Below are 15,892 nucleotides of genomic sequence, written 5' to 3'. Positions count from 1 at the left end.
GGCCGAGGCGGTCCCTCTCGCGCGGTCAGTGGAAGAACGGCAGGGCGTGCGGCGCGTAGAGGCCGAAGCCCAGGAGCGCGAGGCCCATCACCCCGAGGCCGCCGCCGAGGAAGCCGAGCGCCGCGATGCCGGTGATGACCTGGGCCGAGGCCAGCACGATCCCGATCTGGAAGGCGGCCGAGCCGATCTCGTACTGGTGGTAGCGGTGCAGGGCGAGGTCGCGGCGCGCTTCCGAGGCGCGTGCCTTCTCCTGCAGTTCCTTGCGGCCGTCGCCGGAGGCGGGGTCCGACTCCCAGCGCGCCAGGGTCTTGGCCCATTCCGCCCGCTTCGCCTTGACCGCCTCCGTCTCGGCGCCCCCGGGCGCGGTGAGCACCAGGGTCTCGTCGGCGCTGCGCAGGATGGTGCCGCGGATGGTCCGCGCCTGGAAGAAGGACCACTGGTTGGCGGCCTCGACGTTGGCGCTGAGCGCCTCGGTCTGCGCGCCCTTGGCCAGCGTCTCCGCCAGCGCCAGGAACAGCGCCAGCACCGAAATCAGCAACGCGATCTTCTTGTTCGCGCCGTCTACGGCCCCGTGACCCGACATGGTTCCTCCCGTGATTCGTTCGCGGCGGAGAGACAACCGATCGGAGGCCCGAGCGCAACCGTTTCTCGTCTACGTCGTGCGTGACGGCGAGCCGGCTCGCGCTCAACCGAGCACGGTCGCGCGGGCACGGTCGCGCGGGTTACGGTCCCGCAGGCCCGCCGCGGCGCCCGGCGGGGACGGGGCCGTAGGAGCGGGCGGGTTCGCGCAGGGGCTGGCCGATCCAGAGCAGGATCACGCCCAGCACCAGCCCGATCAGTGCCGCGGGGGCGACGCCGAGCGGCAGCAGGATCACCTGCCACAGCCAGGGCGCGATGCCCTCGATCGCGGTCTTGAGGTTGGCCAGCGGCGTGGCCAGGGTGGTCAGAGGCAGTTCGCCGAGGGTCGTGACGCGCAACCCGTTGTTGGCCACCGAACGGGCGCCGTCATAGACGAGGCAGACGAAGCCCGCGGCCAGGATGACGAGGCCGAGGGCGCGGAGGAGAAAGCGGAGCATGGCGGCTGAAGACCCTGCCGGTTCGGCCGTGACGGGATGAGGAGCGCAGCATCGGGCTGCGGTTGCGGGGTGCGCGCAAGCCATGCCACAGGGGCGGCATGCGGGACAGTGGACCACCAGCGACACCGACGACAGGCGACCGCCATGCTCTCAAGGGCCGAGCTCCCGACAGTCATGCCCCCCTCGCCCTGATCGTCTTCGACTGCGACGGCGTGCTCATCGACAGCGAGCCGATCAGTCTCGCCTGCCTCACGGCCGGTCTCAACCGCATCGGTGTCGCCATCAACGTGGACACCGTGCGGGCGCGGTTCGCCGGCATGTCGATGGCCTCGATCATGGCCGCGGTCACCCAGGATACCGGCATCGCCGCGCCGGAGGGGTTCCTCCCTCGGCTCAAGGCGGACATCCTGGCGGCGTTCGACGCGCGGCTCACGCCGATGCCCGGAATCGCGGGTGCGGTCTCCTCGCTGTCCCTGCCGTTCTGCGTCGCATCGAGCAGCGATCCGGTGCGGCTGCGCCATTCCCTCGGCCTCACCGGCCTGCTGCCCCTGTTCGAGGGACGGATCTTTTCCTCGACCATGGTGGCGCGGGGCAAGCCGGCCCCCGACCTGTTCCTGCACGCCGCCGCGACCATGGGCGTGGCCCCGGCCGCCTGCCTGGTGATCGAGGACAGCGTGCCGGGCGTGATCGCGGCACGGGCGGCGGGCATGCGGGTGGCCGGCTTCACGGGCGGCGGCCATTGGAGTCACGACCGCTCCGGCGCCGACCTCGCGGCGGCCGGCGCCGTCCCGATCTACCGCGACCACCGCGACCTGGACGGGATCGTGACGCGGGCCGGCGCCCTCAGCACGGCATCAGTCGCCTGATCTGGTGCAGGATGTCCTCGCCCGTGCACGGACGGGCGATGAAGTGGGCGCCGTCCGGCATCCGCTCGGGGTCCGGTGCGGCCCGCCCCGAGACGATCACGATCGGCAGGTGCGGCCGCGCCTCCGAGACGGCGGTGGCGAGATCGAACCCGTTGACCTTGCCCGACAATTCGACGTCGGTGACGAGGCCGCGAATGTCTGGCCTCGCCTGCAGGATGCCGAGCGCCCGCTCGGCGGAGGCGCATTGCACCGTGTCGTAGCCGCCATCCTCCAGGACGTCGGCGAGATCCATGATCGTCAGCGCCTCGTCCTCCACCAGGAGGATCACCGGGCGGTCGCCGGCCGGGCCTGTCGTCTGTTCCACCACGATAGCCGTCCTCTTTGCGAAGGGTATCGGCGCCGGCGGCGTGCGAGGGCGCACCGCGCGGCGTGTCAGTGACCCAACGACCGAGGCCGGTCAGGGTTGCAGCCCTCCCTCGCCGACGACGTCCCGCACCACGCGCGTCACCGTCGCCACGAGACGGTCGAGGTCGGCCATGGGGATGGCGAGCGAGGGGGTCAGGTACACGATGTCGCCGAACGGCCGGACCCAGACGCCCTGCGCGACGAAGCGGGCCTTGAGGTCGGCCAGATCCGGAGGAGCCGCGAACTGCACCACGCCGATGGCGCCCAGCACGCGCACGTCGACGACGCCGGGCAGGCCGGACAGGGGCGCCAGCCCCTCGGCGAGGCGCAGGGCGATGGTACCGGCCTGGTCGAGGCGCGGCTGCGTCTCGAACAGGTCGAGGCTGGCGTTGGCCGCCGCACACGCCAGCGGGTTGGCCATGAAGGTCGGGCCGTGCATCAGCGCGTGGGCGGGATCGTCGGACAGGAACGCCTCGAACACCTCCGTGCGCGCCACGGTGGCGGCCAGCGCCATGGTGCCCCCGGTGAGCGCCTTCGACAGGCACAGGATGTCGGGCACCACGCCCGCCTGCTCGCAGGCGAACAGGGTGCCGGTGCGGCCGAACCCGGTGAAGATCTCGTCGCAGATCAGGGGCAACCCGTGACGCCGGGCGAGGCGGGCGACGGTCGCCAGCACCTCCGGGGCGTGCATCCGCATGCCGCCGGCCCCCTGCACCAGGGGTTCGACGATCACCCCGGCCAGGGTCTCGCGGTTGGCCGCCAGCGTCCGGTCGAGGGCCTCCACTTCGACCTCCGACCGCGGCAGGTCGCAGAAGACCTGGGCCGGCACCGCGTCGCCGAAGGCGCGGTGCATGCCATCGACGGGGTCGCACACCGACATCGCCCCCATGGTGTCGCCATGGTAGCCGCCCCGGAAGGCGAGGAAGCGCGTCCGTCCGGCCACCCCGCGGTTGGTCCACATCTGGACGGCCATCTTGAGGGCGACCTCGACGGCGACGGACCCCGAATCGGTGAAGAAGACGTGGTCGAGGTCGCCCGGCAGCAGGGCGGCGAGGCGTGCGGCCAGCCGCTCGGCCGGGGCATGGCTGAGCCCGCCGAACATCACGTGCGGCATGGCTGCGAGCTGGTCGGCCACGGCGGCGTGGATGTGGGGATGGTTGTAGCCGTGGACCGCCGTCCACCACGAGGCGATGCCGTCCACGAGTTCGCGCCCATCGGCGAGAACGATCCGCGACCCGTGGGTGCGCACCGCCTCGAGCGGCGCCGCCGCGGTCTGCATCTGCGTGTAGGGCCGCCACAGGGCGGTGGAGGGACGGGCCATGGCGGCCGGAATGGGCGCCCGTCCCGAGCACGTCAAGAGACCGCAGCCGTGTGGGCTGCGGTCCCGGGGAGGATGGTCGACGGAGGCCGAAGCCCCCGCGTCAACGAAGCTGGGTCAGCTCGGTGGCGACCACGCCGCTCGCGCGGATCTGATCGGGCAGGGCGCTGAAGTGGGTGTAGCCGGCCTCGCGGGCCATCGCGTCGAGGGCCGAATCGGCGTCGCTCGCCTGGCCGGTCCAGAGCACGGCACCGCTGGTGGTCTGCTTGATCTGGTAGATGGTCATGTCCGCTCCGCCTTCACCCGGTGGATATCTGGACGGTCAACGCCGGACGCGGCCCCCGGTTGCAGTCCGTGACGATGCCGCCGTCCGGGCCGCCATGCGACGACGGCGCAACGGTCCGGAAACCTCGGGGCCTTGAAAACGCCGGCCTTGCCGGGCACCGCTGGGTGCTCGGGGGGCAGCGGCGCGACGCGTCCGTCCCCGAGTCCACACGTCCGCCGGGCCCCGACAACCGATGCACGCCACCCGCCTCGTCCTCGCCCTCGCCGCGTCGGTCCTCGGATCGGCGGGCCTCGCTGCGGCCGAGCCCTCCACGGTGCCGGACGCCGCGGCCCTGGCGCCCGCCGTGACGGTGGCGCCCGCCGCCCGGCGCGAACTGGTGGAGGAGGCCGTGGTCACCGGCACCCTGGTGGCCCGCGACGAGATCCTGGTGGCGCCGGAGGTCGAGGGCTTCCGCATCACCGAACTGCTGGTCGAGGAGGGCGCGCGCGTCGAGAAGGGCCAGGTGCTGGCCCGGCTCTCGCGCGAGATGGTCGAGACGCAGGAGGCGGCCAACCGCGCCGCCATCGCCAAGGCCGAGGCCTCCATCGTCCAGGCCCGCAGCCAGATCGTGCAGTCGCAGGCCGCGCAGACCGAGGCCAACCTGTCCCTGGAGCGTGCGCGGTCGCTCGTGAAGACCGGCAACGCCACCGCCGTCACCCTGGAGCAGCGCGTCTCGGCCGCCGAATCCGGCGAGGGGCGCCTCGCCTCCGCCCGCGGCGGCCTGCAACTGGCGGAAGCCGAGCTCGCCTCCGCCAGGGCCCAGGCCAGCGAGATCGCCCTCAGGCGGGCCCGCACCGAAATCCGCGCACCCGAAGCCGGCATCGTCAACCGCCGCACCGCCCGGGTCGGTGCCACCGCCACCGCCGTGGGCGAGCCGCTGTTCCGCCTGATCGCCCGGGGCGAGATCGAGCTCGAGGGCGAGGTGCCCGAGACCGCGATGCCCCGGCTCGAGGTCGGCGACCCCGCCCGCCTCGACCTCGACGAGGGCCGCACCCTCGGCGGCCGGGTCCGCCGCATCGACCCCGAGATCGACCGCGCCACCCGGCTCGGCAAGGTCCGCATCAGCCTCGATCCCGATCCGGGCCTGCGCATCGGCGCCTTCGCCCGCGGCCGGGTCGAGGTCAGCCGGCGCGAGGGCGTGACGGTGCCGCTCTCGGCGGTGCTCTACCGGGCCGACGGCGGCGCCGGCGTGCTGGTGGCCGTGGACGGCCGCGTCGAGGCGCGCAAGATCGTCCCCGGCCTCTCGGCCAAGGGCCTGCTCGAAGTGCGCTCGGGCGTGGAGGCCGACGAGGCGGTGGTGGTGCGCGCCAGCAGTTTCCTGCGCGACGGCGACCGCATCCGGATGGTCCGGGCGGCGGTGGCCGCCGACGCGGCGGCCAAGCCTTCTGCCGACACGGCGGCCAAGTGAGCGGGATCTGACGCCATGCGCCTCAACGTCTCCGCCTGGGCGATCCGCAAGCCCATCCCCTCGATCGTCCTGTTCCTGGTCCTGGTGGTGCTCGGCATCGTCAGCTTCCGCAGCCTGCCGATCACGCGCTTTCCCAACATCGACATCCCGATCGTCTCGATCCTGGTGACGCAGGCCGGTGCCGCCCCCTCCGAGCTGCAGACCCAGGTCACCAAGGTGGTGGAGGACGCGGTCGCCGGCGTGAGGGGCGTCAAGCACATCACCTCGGCCATCGCCGAGGGCACCTCGACCACCACCATCGAGTTCCGGCTGGAGACCAACACCGACCGGGCGGTGAACGACGTCAAGGACGCCATCGCCAAGGTCCGGGTCACCCTGCCGCGCACCATCGACGAGCCCATCGTCAGCCGCGTCGACATCGCCGGCCTGCCGATCATGGTCTACGGCGCCTCGGCGCCGGCGATGACGCCCGAGGACCTGTCCTGGCTCATCGACGACGTCGTCGCCCGCCAGATCCAGGGCGTGAAGGGGGTGGGCGGCGTCGAGCGCCTCGGCGGCGTCGCCCGCGAGATCCGCGTCATCCTGAAGCCCGACCGGCTGCTGGCGCTGGGCATCACCGCGGCCGACGTCAACCGGCAGGTCCGCCTCACCTCCGCCGACATGGCCGGCGGGCGCGGCGAGGTCGGCGGCCTCGAGCAGTCGATCCGCACCCTCGGCGGGGCCGCGAGCCTGGCGACCCTGGCCGAGACCTCCATCGTGGTGCCGGGCAACCGCAAGGTCCGGCTCGACGAACTCGCCACCCTGGTCGACGGCTCGGAGGAGCCGCGCACCTTCGCCCGCTTCAACGGCGAGCCGGTGGTGGCCTTCGCGATCTCGCGCGCCACCGGCGCCAGCGACGCGCAGGTGGCCGAATCGGTGGCCCGGAAGATCGCGGAGCTGGCCGAGAAGAACCCGGGCGTGCGCTTCGACCTCATCGACACGGTGGTGACCAACACGGTCGGCAACTACCACTCGGCGATGCTGAGCCTCATCGAGGGGGCGCTGCTCGCCGTCGTCGTGGTGTTCGTGTTCCTGCGCGACTGGCGCGCCACGCTCATCGCCTCGATCGCGCTGCCGCTCTCGGTGCTGCCGACCTTCTGGGTCATGAGCACGCTCGGCTTCTCGCTCAACGCCGTCAGCCTGCTGGCCATCACCCTCGTCACCGGCATCCTCGTCGACGACGCCATCGTCGAGATCGAGAACATCGTGCGCCACATGCGCATGGGCAAATCGGCCTACCGCGCCTCGCTGGAGGCCGCCGACGAGATCGGGCTGGCCGTCATCGCCATCACGGCGACCATCATCGCGATCTTCGCCCCCGTCTCCTTCATGAGCGGCATCGCCGGGCAGTACTTCAAGCAGTTCGGCCTCACCATCGCGGCCGCGGTGTTCATGTCGCTGCTGGTGGCGCGCCTGATCACGCCGCTGCTGGCCGCCTATTTCCTGCGCGACCACGGGCCGGAGGACACCCGCGAGGGCTTCGTGATGCGCGGCTACACCCGCATCGTCGCGTGGTCGGTGCGCCACAAGTTCGTGACGCTGGTGGTGGGGCTCGGCTGCTTTGCCGTCTCGATCTGGTCGACCACCCTCTTGCCGGCCGGCTTCCTGCCGGCGGAGGACGCGGCGCGCACCATCTTCGTGGTGGAGCTTCCCCCCGGCGCGCGCCTGGCCGACACCACCCGCGTCACCGACGGGCTCGTCGAGCGCATCCGCGGCCTGCCGGAGGTGCGCAGCGTGTTCGTGGACGGCGGCCGCCAGCTGCCCGGCAAGAAGGAGGTGCGGCTCGCCACCTTCACCATCAACCTGACCCCGAAGAACGCCCGCGCCCGCACCCAGAAGCAGATGGACGTGGTGATCGGCGCCCTCCTGAGGGAGACGCCCGACATCCGGTTCTGGGCGCTGCGCGAGAGCGGCCAGCGCGACCTCACCCTGGTGGTGGCCGGCCCCGACCGGCTGGTGGTGGCCGACACCGCCGCCCAGCTGCAGCGCGAGGCGGCGGGGGTGCCCCACCTCGTCAACGTGATGTCCACAGCCCCCCTCGACCGCACCGAGGTCCGCATCCGGCCCAAGGCCGGCGTCGCGGCGGATCTGGGCGTCTCCACCGACCTCATCGCCGAGACGGTGCGGGTGGGCACCATCGGCGACATCGGCGCGAATCTCGCCAAGTTCAACGCCGGCGACCGCCAGGTGCCGATCCGGGTGCAGCTGCCCGAACGGCTGCGCGGCGACCTCGCCGAGATCGCGACCATGAAGGTGCCGGTCAAGGCCGGCGCGGCGGTGCCGCTGGCGAGCGTCGCCGACATCAGCCTCGGCCAGGGGCCCACCGCCATCGACCGCTACGACCGCGCCATCCGCGTGGCACTGGAGGCGGACATGCAGGGCTCGGACGCGCTCGGCTCCCTCATCGAGGCGGTGATGGCGCTGCCCACCGCCAAGAACCTGCCGCCGGGCGTCACCCTGCGCCAGACCGGCGACGCCGAGGTGATGGGCGAGGTGTTCGAAGGCTTCGCCCTGGCCATGGGCGCCGGCCTGATGATGGTGTTCGGGGTGCTGGTGCTGCTGTTCGGCAACTTCCTGCAGCCGCTCACCATCCTGTTCTCGCTGCCCCTCTCCATCGGCGGCGCCATCCTCGGCCTCCTGATCTTCAGCAAGCCGATCTCGATGCCCGTGGTCATCGGCATCCTGATGCTGATGGGCGTGGTGACCAAGAACGCGATCATGCTGGTGGATTTCGCCATCGAGGAGATGGCGGCCGGGGTCGACCGCGCCACCGCCATCATCGACGCCGGCCGCAAGCGCGCCCGGCCCATCGTGATGACCACCATCGCCATGGCCGCCGGCATGGTGCCCTCGGCGATGGCATTGGGCATCGGCGGCGAGTTCCGCGCCCCGATGGCCATCGCGGTGATCGGCGGCCTCATCGTCTCGACGGGCCTTTCTCTGATCTTCGTGCCCGCGATCTTCGTGCTGGTGGACGACCTCTCCCGCCTGATCGTGCGCCTGTTCTCGCGCTTCATCGGGACCAAGGACGAACCCGAGGCCGGCGAGCCCTTCGCCCTTCCAGGCCCGCCCGCCAACGACGGCCGCATCTCGCCGCGGGTGGCGGCGGAGTAGGGGGTGGGCGGATGCGCCCGCGGCTTAGATTCGGCGAATGGCCGTGTCGGTTCGGGGTTGTGTCACGTCGGAAGGGGCCGCCTCGACCGGCTGCGTGACTAGGCGGTGGCGGGTGCCCGACCCAGTGCTTCTGTCGCCAGACGACGCGCTGTATCCGCGTATCGTGTCAGCAGGCGCGAAACGGGCGAGCGCCACAGGCCGAACCCGTCGTCGCAGAGCGGATCGTTGACCACGGGACTGCCGTCGCATCCGACGAGGACGTTCCCGACGTTCGGGTCGAGGCCACGGGGCGACGCCGCCCGCAGGGTGGCGACAAAGGCTTCGTATCCGGGCCATGCGTCCCGGAAGGTTTCCCGAATCCCATCGAAGCTCGCGTGATCGATCCGGGGTTCGTGCGCGGGCCATTCCACCTTGAAGCGCTCGCGCACACCTTCGTCCATCGCGACGCCGGGGTGGTCCGCGATGACGGCGTGGGCGTAGGCCAGCCACCAGACCTGCGCCGGCGGATTGGTCAGGCGCGAGCCGACGGTCATCAAGGCGCCGCAGCGGCTGACGTGCAGATCGTGCACGCGCGGAGCGTGCGGCCCGTCGGACCCCGCAAAGCCCCTGCGAAGGAGGGCGGCGTAGTCGCCGAACCCATCGGCCTTGCGGGCGAAGCGCACGACCACGTCCGGATGGTCCGGATGCGCGTGGACGGTGCCGTGGTACCCGAACCCGATCTCGGCCCAGCCGGTGGCGACGAGGGCGCCATGGCCCCTGGCGGCCGACCGTTCGACGATGCCGAGGGCGGCAAGCGAAGGGCGCGACGGATCGATCCGATCTTTGAGTCCGAACATCGCAACCACTCCTTCCTGCCGGTCGACGATCCGACGCGACGCGCCCGCACGAGCCGCACGGGGGCGGCGCATGGAGGTGCCGGACGGGCGGGTCCGGCGCGGGTCGAAAAGCGACCCTGTCGATGTCGGGAGCGGCACGACGAATTCGTCATCCCACTGTCATGGAATGACCCGTAGCCGGGAAAAGTTCAATGGCTGCGAAACCGTAAAGCAGCGGATGATCCGCGTGAGCCGATTCGACGCATCATCCCATTTCCGGTTGATCACGTCGTGATGCGGACATGGGCTTCGCTCGAGCGCCGCGCGGGCTCGGTGATACGGTCCACGCTTGATGCAAGCGGCAAACCGCATCAGCCGTCGCGGCGCGGCCTTTCGCTCAGGATGCGACGGGCCAGGACATCATCCGCATCGGACAGCCCGAACTCCGCATCGGGCCGGACGTGCCGGCCCGCATGGAGAGGCCCGACCTCGACGTCGTCGAGGACGAGATAATGCGTGATGCGGTTCCGGGTCACGTGGTCGGCGATTTCGTCGCCGCGCCCGGCCCGCTCGGCCGGGAGCATGTCGCCGGTCCGGGCGTCCCGGCTCGCCGGCAGGATGGCCGTCCGCCAGTCGGGATGAAAGCAGTCCGCCGGCAGGCCGGCTTCGACCAGCGTCGGGCGGCAGTCGGCCACGCGCCACGTCGACGACACGACAACCCTGGCGTCGAACTCCCGCACCAGGGCGGCGACGAGGGCGACCTGGGCCGGATCGAGGTTGTCCTTGCCCGCCGTCCGTTGATAGCCGGCCGTCGTCACCACGCCGTCCACGTCGAGGTAGACCGTGGCGGATTCCGTCCCGCTCCGTTCGCTCAAGGAACCCATCCCGTCCCGCGAAGCGACCCTGCATCCGCCGGCGCACGGCTAGCGCGCAACCCCGCTGCCGTCCAGCGTCGATTGCCGTCCCGCCCCGGCCGCTGCCGCGAAGGCGGGCGCCCGCGCGAACGTGCCCGAGGCCGGGGGCCGCCGTCCGCACCCGCGCCTCTACTCCTCGATCATCTCCCGGATCTTGTCGCGCAGGGCGTCGATGGTGAAGGGTTTGGTCACCACCTGCATGCCGGGGTCGAGGTGGCCGTTGCCGACCACGGCGTTGTCGGCGTAGCCGGTGATGAACAGCACCTTCAGGCCCGGGCGCAGGGCGCGGGCGGCGTCCGCGACCTGGCGGCCGTTGAGGCCGCCGGGCAGGCCGACGTCGGTGATCAGGAGGTCGATGCGGGCCTCGCCCTGGAGCAGGCGCAGGCCGGCGGGGCCGTCGGCCGCCTCCATCACCGCGTAGCCGCCGTCCATCAGCACGTCGACCACCAGCATGCGCACGGTGGGGTCGTCGTCCACCACCAGCACCACCTCGCCGTGGCCGACGAGGCCGTCGGTCCCCGATCCGGGGCTGCTCGGGGTGTCCTCGCCCTCGCCGAGGTGGCGCGGCAGGTAGAGGCACATCGTCGTCCCGTCGCCCACCTCCGAATAGATCCGGACCTGCCCGCCCGACTGGCGGACGAAACCGTAGATCATCGAGAGGCCGAGCCCGGTGCCCTGGCCCAGGGGCTTGGTCGTGAAGAACGGGTCGAAGGCCCGCTCGATCACGTCGCGGGTCATGCCGGTGCCGGTGTCGGTGACGCACAGCGAGACGTATTGCCCGGGGGGCAGCTCGCGCTCGGCCGCGGCGCGGTCGTCGAGCCACTTGTTGGCGGTCTCCACCGTCAGGCGCCCGCCGCCGGGCATGGCGTCGCGGGCGTTGATGCACAGGTTGAGCAGCGCGTTCTCGAACTGGTTGGGATCGACCATCACGAGCCAGAGGCCGCCCGCGCCCACCACCTCCAGGGTGACCTGGGGCCCGACCGTGCGGCGGACGAGGTCCTCCATGTCCGCCACCAGGCGGTTGAGGTTGATCACCTTCGGGTCGAGGGTCTGCCGGCGCGAGAAGGCGAGCAGGCGCTGGGTCAGGGCCGCGGCCCGCTTGGCCGCCCCCTGCGCGGCGTCGATGTAGCGGGGAATCGCGTCGAGCCGGCCCTGGCCGAGGCGCTTTTCCACCAGTTCGAGGCTGCCGGTGATGCCCGCGAGCAGGTTGTTGAAGTCGTGGGCGAGGCCACCGGTGAGCTGGCCCACCGCCTCCATCTTCTGCGCCTGGCGCAGGGCCTCCTGGGTCAGGCGCAGGGTCTGGGCCTGCTCCTTCTCGGCGGTGACGTGGCGGCCGTAGGCGTAGACGACATCGCCCTCGGTGGAGGTGTGCCAGGAGATCCAGCGCGGGGTGCCGTCCTTGTGGCGGTAGCGGTTCTCGAAGCTGGTGAGGTCGCTGCGGCCCACGGCGGTCACCAGCCCGTCGAGGGTGAGGGCGGCGTCCTCGGGCCAGATGAACTGGAGGAAGCTATGCCCCACCACCTCCTCGGCCGCGTGGCCGAGGATCGCGGTCCAGGCCGGGTTGACCGCGCGGAAGACCCCGTCCGCCCCGATGACGACCAGGAGGTCGCGGGAGTTGCGCCAGACCCTGTCGCGCTCGGCCGTGCGCTCGGCGACCTGGCTCTCCAGGGAGGCGGCCAGGGCGCGTAGCTCGCGCTCGGCGCGGCGACGCTCGATGGCGGTGCGGGTCCGCGCGGCGACCTCGCGCATGAAATCGAGCTCGTCCGCGCTCCAGTCGCGGGCGTTCTCGTGGTTGACGTAGAGCAGCGCCACGAAGCCGCCGCCCTCGGTCACCGGCATGTTGATGAAGGACCGGGCGCTGATCCCGGCCAGCGCGTCGGCGCGGTCGCGGGTGCGAGGGTCGCCGAAGGCGTCGGCACAGACCACGGTCTCGCCGCGCTTGAGGTCGTCGATGTACGAGCCGTAGTCGCGAAAGTGCAGCGTCCCCGCGATCGTCACGATCCCGGGCGCATTCCAGTCGCGCTCGATCGTGATGGTCTCGTCGACCCGGTCGATGGTGCCGTAACCGGCCCGGCTCACCGACAGCCAGCGCCCTAGGACCGCGCCGGCGGCGTAGGAGATCGCCGCCGTGTCGTCGAGATCGCCCAGGCTGTCGCTCAGCTCGTAGAGGGCGAGGCGGAAGTCGGGCGCACGGGGAGGGGCGGTCAACGTGGGTTCGGCCTTTCGGAGCGGTGGCCTGTCCCGACGGGCGCCGGCCTCCCGGCTCCGTGTGCGGTGGCCCGCCCCCGGGGTCGACGGGTGTCGGGCCTCCCGGTTGCGAGGGCGGGCTTCAGCCCTCGGAGCCGCCCGAGAGACGGCTGGCGCCGTAGGAAAGCAGGCCGCCGATGACGAAGAGGACCACGAAGGTCTTCACGCTGGCGTAGAACAGGGTCGGCTCGATGCCCGCGTCGGTGTAGAGCACGAGGCCGATGGCGGCGATCGGCAGCGACAGCAGGATGAAGATGGGGACCAGCGGGTTCATGGGCGAATTCGTGGGCGAGTTCGTGGGCGGGGTCATGGGAATGCGCGCTCGCGTCTGACGGGCCCGCCGATGGTCGCGGACCCTCCTGTCGGCCGCTTGTAGCACCCCCCGGCCCGGCTGGGGACACCCCGGCGCGAAGTTTTCGCGGCGCCGGAGCCGCAGCCGCTCGGGGCGACGGATCTTCGTGGCGGTCGGCTCGAACGCCGCCGTCCTCGGCCGAGGACCGGAGCCACCGGCAACGCGTCACGCCGGCAGCCGTACCGTGGCGCGCAGCCCCCCGAGGGGGCCGTCGTGGAGGGTGACGTCGCCTCCGTGCGCCCTGGCGATGTCGCGGGCGATGGAGAGGCCGAGGCCCGAGCCGCCGGCGTCCTGCCGGGCGTCGTCGAGGCGCACGAACGGCTTGAACACCTTCTCGCGCTGCTCGGCCGGAATGCCCGGCCCGTCGTCGTCGATGGAGACGAGCACGTTGCGCAGGTCGCGCCGCGCCACGATGGCGACGGTGTCGCCGTAGCGCGCGGCGTTGGCCGCGAGGTTGAACAGGCAGCGCCGGATCGCGTCCGGCCGCAGGGTCACGCTCATCGGCCCGTCGATGTCCACCGCCTCGACGTGGGCGCCGAGGCGCTCGATGTCCGAGCGCAGGTCCTCGAGCAGGGCGCGCAGGTCGGTGGGCACGGCGAGCTCGCCGGAATCGCCGCGCGCGAAGGCGAGGTAGGCCTCGAGCATGCGGCTCATCTCGTCGACGTCGCGGCTCAGGTCCTCCACGTCGGCGTTCTGCTCGACGAGGGCCAGCGAGAGCTTGAAGCGGGTGATGATGGTGCGCAGGTCGTGGCTCACCCCGTTGAGCATGGTCGTGCGCTGGTCCATCGCCCGCTCGATGCGCCGCTTCATCTCGATGAAGGCATGGCCGGCGGCGCGGACCTCGCGGGCGCCGCGGGGCCGGAACTCGATCTCGCGGCCCTTGCCGAAGCTCTCGGCCACGGCGGCCAGCCGCAGGATCGGCTTGATCTGGTTGCGCAGGAACAGGATCGCGACCCCGAGCAGGACCATCGACGAACCGGTCATCCACAGCAGGAAGATGTGCGAGTTCGAGGCGTAGGCCATGCTGCGCCGGGCGGTGACGCGCATGACCCCGTTGGCGATCGCCACCCGGATCTCGATGAGGCTCGACCGGCCCACCGTGTCGATCCAGTAGGGCCGCTTGATCTGGCGGTTGATCTCCTCCGACAGGGCCTCGTCGAGGATCGAGAAGAACGGGCGCGGCCCCGGCGCCGGCAGCTTGGCGCCCTTCAGGATGTCGAGGTCGAGGTTGAGCCGGGTGGCGGCGATGCGCGAGAGGGTCTCGGTGTCCTTGTCCTGGGGGTAGCTCTCGTAGATGTCGATCAGCGCCGCCACGTCCGCGGTCACGGCGGCCGAGAGCCGGCGGGTCACCAGCTGCCAGTGCCGCTCCATGAAGGTGTAGGCGATCACCGACTGCAGCAGCACCACGGGCGCGATGATGATGATGAGCGAGCGGGCGTAGAGCCCCTTGGGCAGGGCGTCTCCGATCGCCCGCGAGGTCAGCCGCCACACGCGGGCCGGCCGCGGCAGCGCCGCCCAGGCCCGGCTCGCGCCCTGCCCAAGGCCCCTCAGGCCCCCGGCCATCGCCCCCGCGCCCCTAGTCGACGGCGAGGCGGTAGCCGACGCCGCGCACCGTCTGGAGGAACACGGGATTGGCCGGATCGACCTCGGTCTTGCGGCGCAGGCGGTTGATCTGCACGTCGATGCTGCGCTCGGCCGCCAGCCCGCCGCCGCCGGCCAGGGCCTCGCGCTCGACGTTGGCGCCGGCCGCCAGCGCCAGCACGGTGAGGATCTCGCGCTCGCGCTCGGTGATGCGCACGGCCTCGTCGGCCCGGCGCAGCTCGCCCCGGTCGATGCGGTAGGAGAACGGCCCGAAGGTGACGGCCTCGGCCCCCTCGCGCACCGGGGCGGCCTTGGCGCCGCGGCGCAGGATGTTGTTGAGCCGCAGGATCAGCTCGCGCGGCTCGAAGGGCTTGGGCAGGTAGTCGTCGGCGCCGATCTCCAGCCCCATCACCCGGTCGTTGGGGTTGGAGCGGGCGGTGAGCATCAGGATCGGCACCTGCGAGGTCTCGCGGACCTGGCGGGCGTAGTCGAATCCGGTCTCGCCGGGCATCATCACGTCGAGGACGAGGGCGTCGAAGACGAGGCTCTGCGACTTGGCGCGGGCGTCCGCCACGGTCTCGGCGGCGGTGACCCGGAAACCCTGCTCGAACAGGAAGCGGGTGAGCAGTTCGCGCACGCGGCGGTCGTCGTCGACCACCAGGATGTGGGCGGCGTGGTCGGGCAGGTCGGCGCGGGCCTTGAGGCCGAGGTGACCCATCAGGCGAAGGCTCCCACGCGCCGGGCCATGAGCCGGCGCACGGCGGCGCGTTCCTCGGGGTCGATCATCGCCAGCAGGAACCCCTCGGCAGCGCCGTGGGCCGCGCTCCCCCGCGACCGGTCGGTCCCGGCCCCCGCCACGGGGTCGGACAGGGCGCGGGCCAGCCGCCGCGCCTGGACCCGGGTGAGGTCCCCGGCCAGCGCCGTCCCGGCGGGGGTGCAGTACAGCAGCCGCTGGCGCCTGTCGTGGGCGCCGGTCTTCTGCGTGATGTAGTCCTGTCCGATCAAGTCCTTCAGCACCCGGTTGAGGCTCTGCTTGGTGATGCGCAGGATATCCAGGAGTTCGGCGATGGTGAGACCCGGATAGCGGTCGACGAAATGCAGGACCCGGTGATGGGCGCGGCCGAAGCCATACTGCGCCAGGATGCGGTCCGGGTCACCGACGAAATCGCGATAGGCGAAGAACAGGAGTTCGATCAGGTCGTCGCTGCCGCCGGGCGCGGTCCGGCCCGCCGGCCCCGGGTCCTCCGCCGGGCTCGCGGCGTCGGCGGTCTCTGGCGTCGCGTGCCGTTCCACGTTCGGGGCACCCTCCAGGCATTCGGACATCCGATGTCGGATGTGCGGGTTCAGACAGGCGAGGCCGGCCTCGGCGATTTACGTCAGTCTTGTTGACATATCTCAGCCCCATTGCTACCCGTCAACCCGTCCGGCCCCG

General features: G+C 71.8%; 15 protein-coding genes. 3 read left to right on the top strand and 12 right to left on the bottom strand.

The features are described from left to right. Window positions 1–25: 25 nt before the first annotated feature. Complete coding sequence (locus ASG40_RS02515; protein WP_055879945.1) at window positions 26–583, bottom strand: DUF4337 domain-containing protein; 558 nt, start codon at window positions 581–583, stop codon at window positions 26–28. Window positions 584–722: 139 nt separating this feature from the next. After that, a complete protein-coding gene (locus ASG40_RS02510; protein ID WP_055879942.1) occupies window positions 723–1,076 on the bottom strand; it encodes a hypothetical protein in 354 nt (117 codons plus the stop codon). Window positions 1,077–1,267: 191 nt separating this feature from the next. Between ASG40_RS02510 and ASG40_RS02505 the strand changes: the two genes are divergently transcribed. Further along, entirely contained in the window at window positions 1,268–1,942 is a 675-nt protein-coding gene (locus ASG40_RS02505; protein WP_055881161.1) for an HAD family hydrolase, read from the top strand. Here the strand turns inward: ASG40_RS02505 and ASG40_RS02500 are convergent. The 3 genes from ASG40_RS02500 to ASG40_RS02490 form a co-directional block, all read right to left on the bottom strand. Beyond that, complete coding sequence (locus tag ASG40_RS02500; protein WP_055881159.1) at window positions 1,920–2,312, bottom strand: response regulator; 393 nt, start codon at window positions 2,310–2,312, stop codon at window positions 1,920–1,922. The genes ASG40_RS02505 and ASG40_RS02500 overlap by 23 nt on opposite strands. Window positions 2,313–2,399: 87 nt before the next feature. Then, on the bottom strand, window positions 2,400–3,668 hold the full coding sequence (locus ASG40_RS02495; protein ID WP_055879939.1) for an adenosylmethionine--8-amino-7-oxononanoate transaminase: 1,269 nt from the start codon (window positions 3,666–3,668) through the stop codon (window positions 2,400–2,402). A 100-nt stretch (window positions 3,669–3,768) separates the two neighbouring features. Next, a complete protein-coding gene (locus tag ASG40_RS02490) occupies window positions 3,769–3,951 on the bottom strand; it encodes a hypothetical protein (protein ID WP_055879936.1) in 183 nt (60 codons plus the stop codon). A 232-nt stretch (window positions 3,952–4,183) separates the two neighbouring features. On the opposite strand from ASG40_RS02490, the gene ASG40_RS02485 reads away from it, so the two are divergent. Next, a complete protein-coding gene (locus ASG40_RS02485; RefSeq protein ID WP_055879932.1) occupies window positions 4,184–5,398 on the top strand; it encodes an efflux RND transporter periplasmic adaptor subunit in 1,215 nt (404 codons plus the stop codon). Window positions 5,399–5,413: 15 nt separating this feature from the next. Next, window positions 5,414–8,551, top strand: coding sequence for an efflux RND transporter permease subunit (locus ASG40_RS02480; protein ID WP_055879929.1), 3,138 nt, complete (start codon window positions 5,414–5,416; stop codon window positions 8,549–8,551). 98 nt (window positions 8,552–8,649) lie between these two features. On the opposite strand, the gene ASG40_RS02475 is transcribed toward ASG40_RS02480, so the two are convergent. From ASG40_RS02475 to ASG40_RS02445, 7 genes are all read right to left on the bottom strand, one after another. Beyond that, the gene (locus tag ASG40_RS02475; RefSeq protein WP_156387515.1) at window positions 8,650–9,396 is read right to left on the bottom strand and encodes a hypothetical protein; all 747 of its coding nucleotides are present in this window, start codon (window positions 9,394–9,396) and stop codon (window positions 8,650–8,652) included. Window positions 9,397–9,737: 341 nt separating this feature from the next. After that, entirely contained in the window at window positions 9,738–10,241 is a 504-nt protein-coding gene (locus ASG40_RS02470) for an HAD domain-containing protein (protein ID WP_156387514.1), read from the bottom strand. 168 nt (window positions 10,242–10,409) lie between these two features. Next, on the bottom strand, window positions 10,410–12,488 hold the full coding sequence (locus tag ASG40_RS02465) for an ATP-binding protein (RefSeq protein ID WP_055879920.1): 2,079 nt from the start codon (window positions 12,486–12,488) through the stop codon (window positions 10,410–10,412). Between the two features lie 121 nt (window positions 12,489–12,609). Continuing rightward, window positions 12,610–12,801, bottom strand: a complete 192-nt coding sequence (locus tag ASG40_RS02460) for a hypothetical protein (protein ID WP_055879917.1) — start codon at window positions 12,799–12,801, stop codon at window positions 12,610–12,612. 243 nt (window positions 12,802–13,044) lie between these two features. Continuing rightward, window positions 13,045–14,442 (bottom strand): ATP-binding protein, encoded by a 1,398-nt coding sequence (locus tag ASG40_RS02455; protein ID WP_055879914.1) that lies wholly within the window; start codon window positions 14,440–14,442, stop codon window positions 13,045–13,047. Window positions 14,443–14,455: 13 nt separating this feature from the next. After that, complete coding sequence (locus tag ASG40_RS02450) at window positions 14,456–15,178, bottom strand: response regulator (protein WP_055879911.1); 723 nt, start codon at window positions 15,176–15,178, stop codon at window positions 14,456–14,458. Then, window positions 15,178–15,783 carry a MarR family winged helix-turn-helix transcriptional regulator gene (locus ASG40_RS02445; RefSeq protein ID WP_082528726.1) on the bottom strand — a complete coding sequence of 202 codons (606 nt, stop codon included), beginning with the start codon at window positions 15,781–15,783 and terminating at the stop codon, window positions 15,178–15,180. The genes ASG40_RS02450 and ASG40_RS02445 overlap by 1 nt, the downstream gene beginning before the upstream one ends. Window positions 15,784–15,892 lie beyond the last annotated feature (109 nt).

The sequence above is a fragment of the Methylobacterium sp. Leaf399 genome, from assembly GCF_001424525.1.
GTDB lineage: Bacteria > Pseudomonadota > Alphaproteobacteria > Rhizobiales > Beijerinckiaceae > Methylobacterium.
This window is presented reverse-complemented; position numbering and strand designations above follow the sequence as displayed.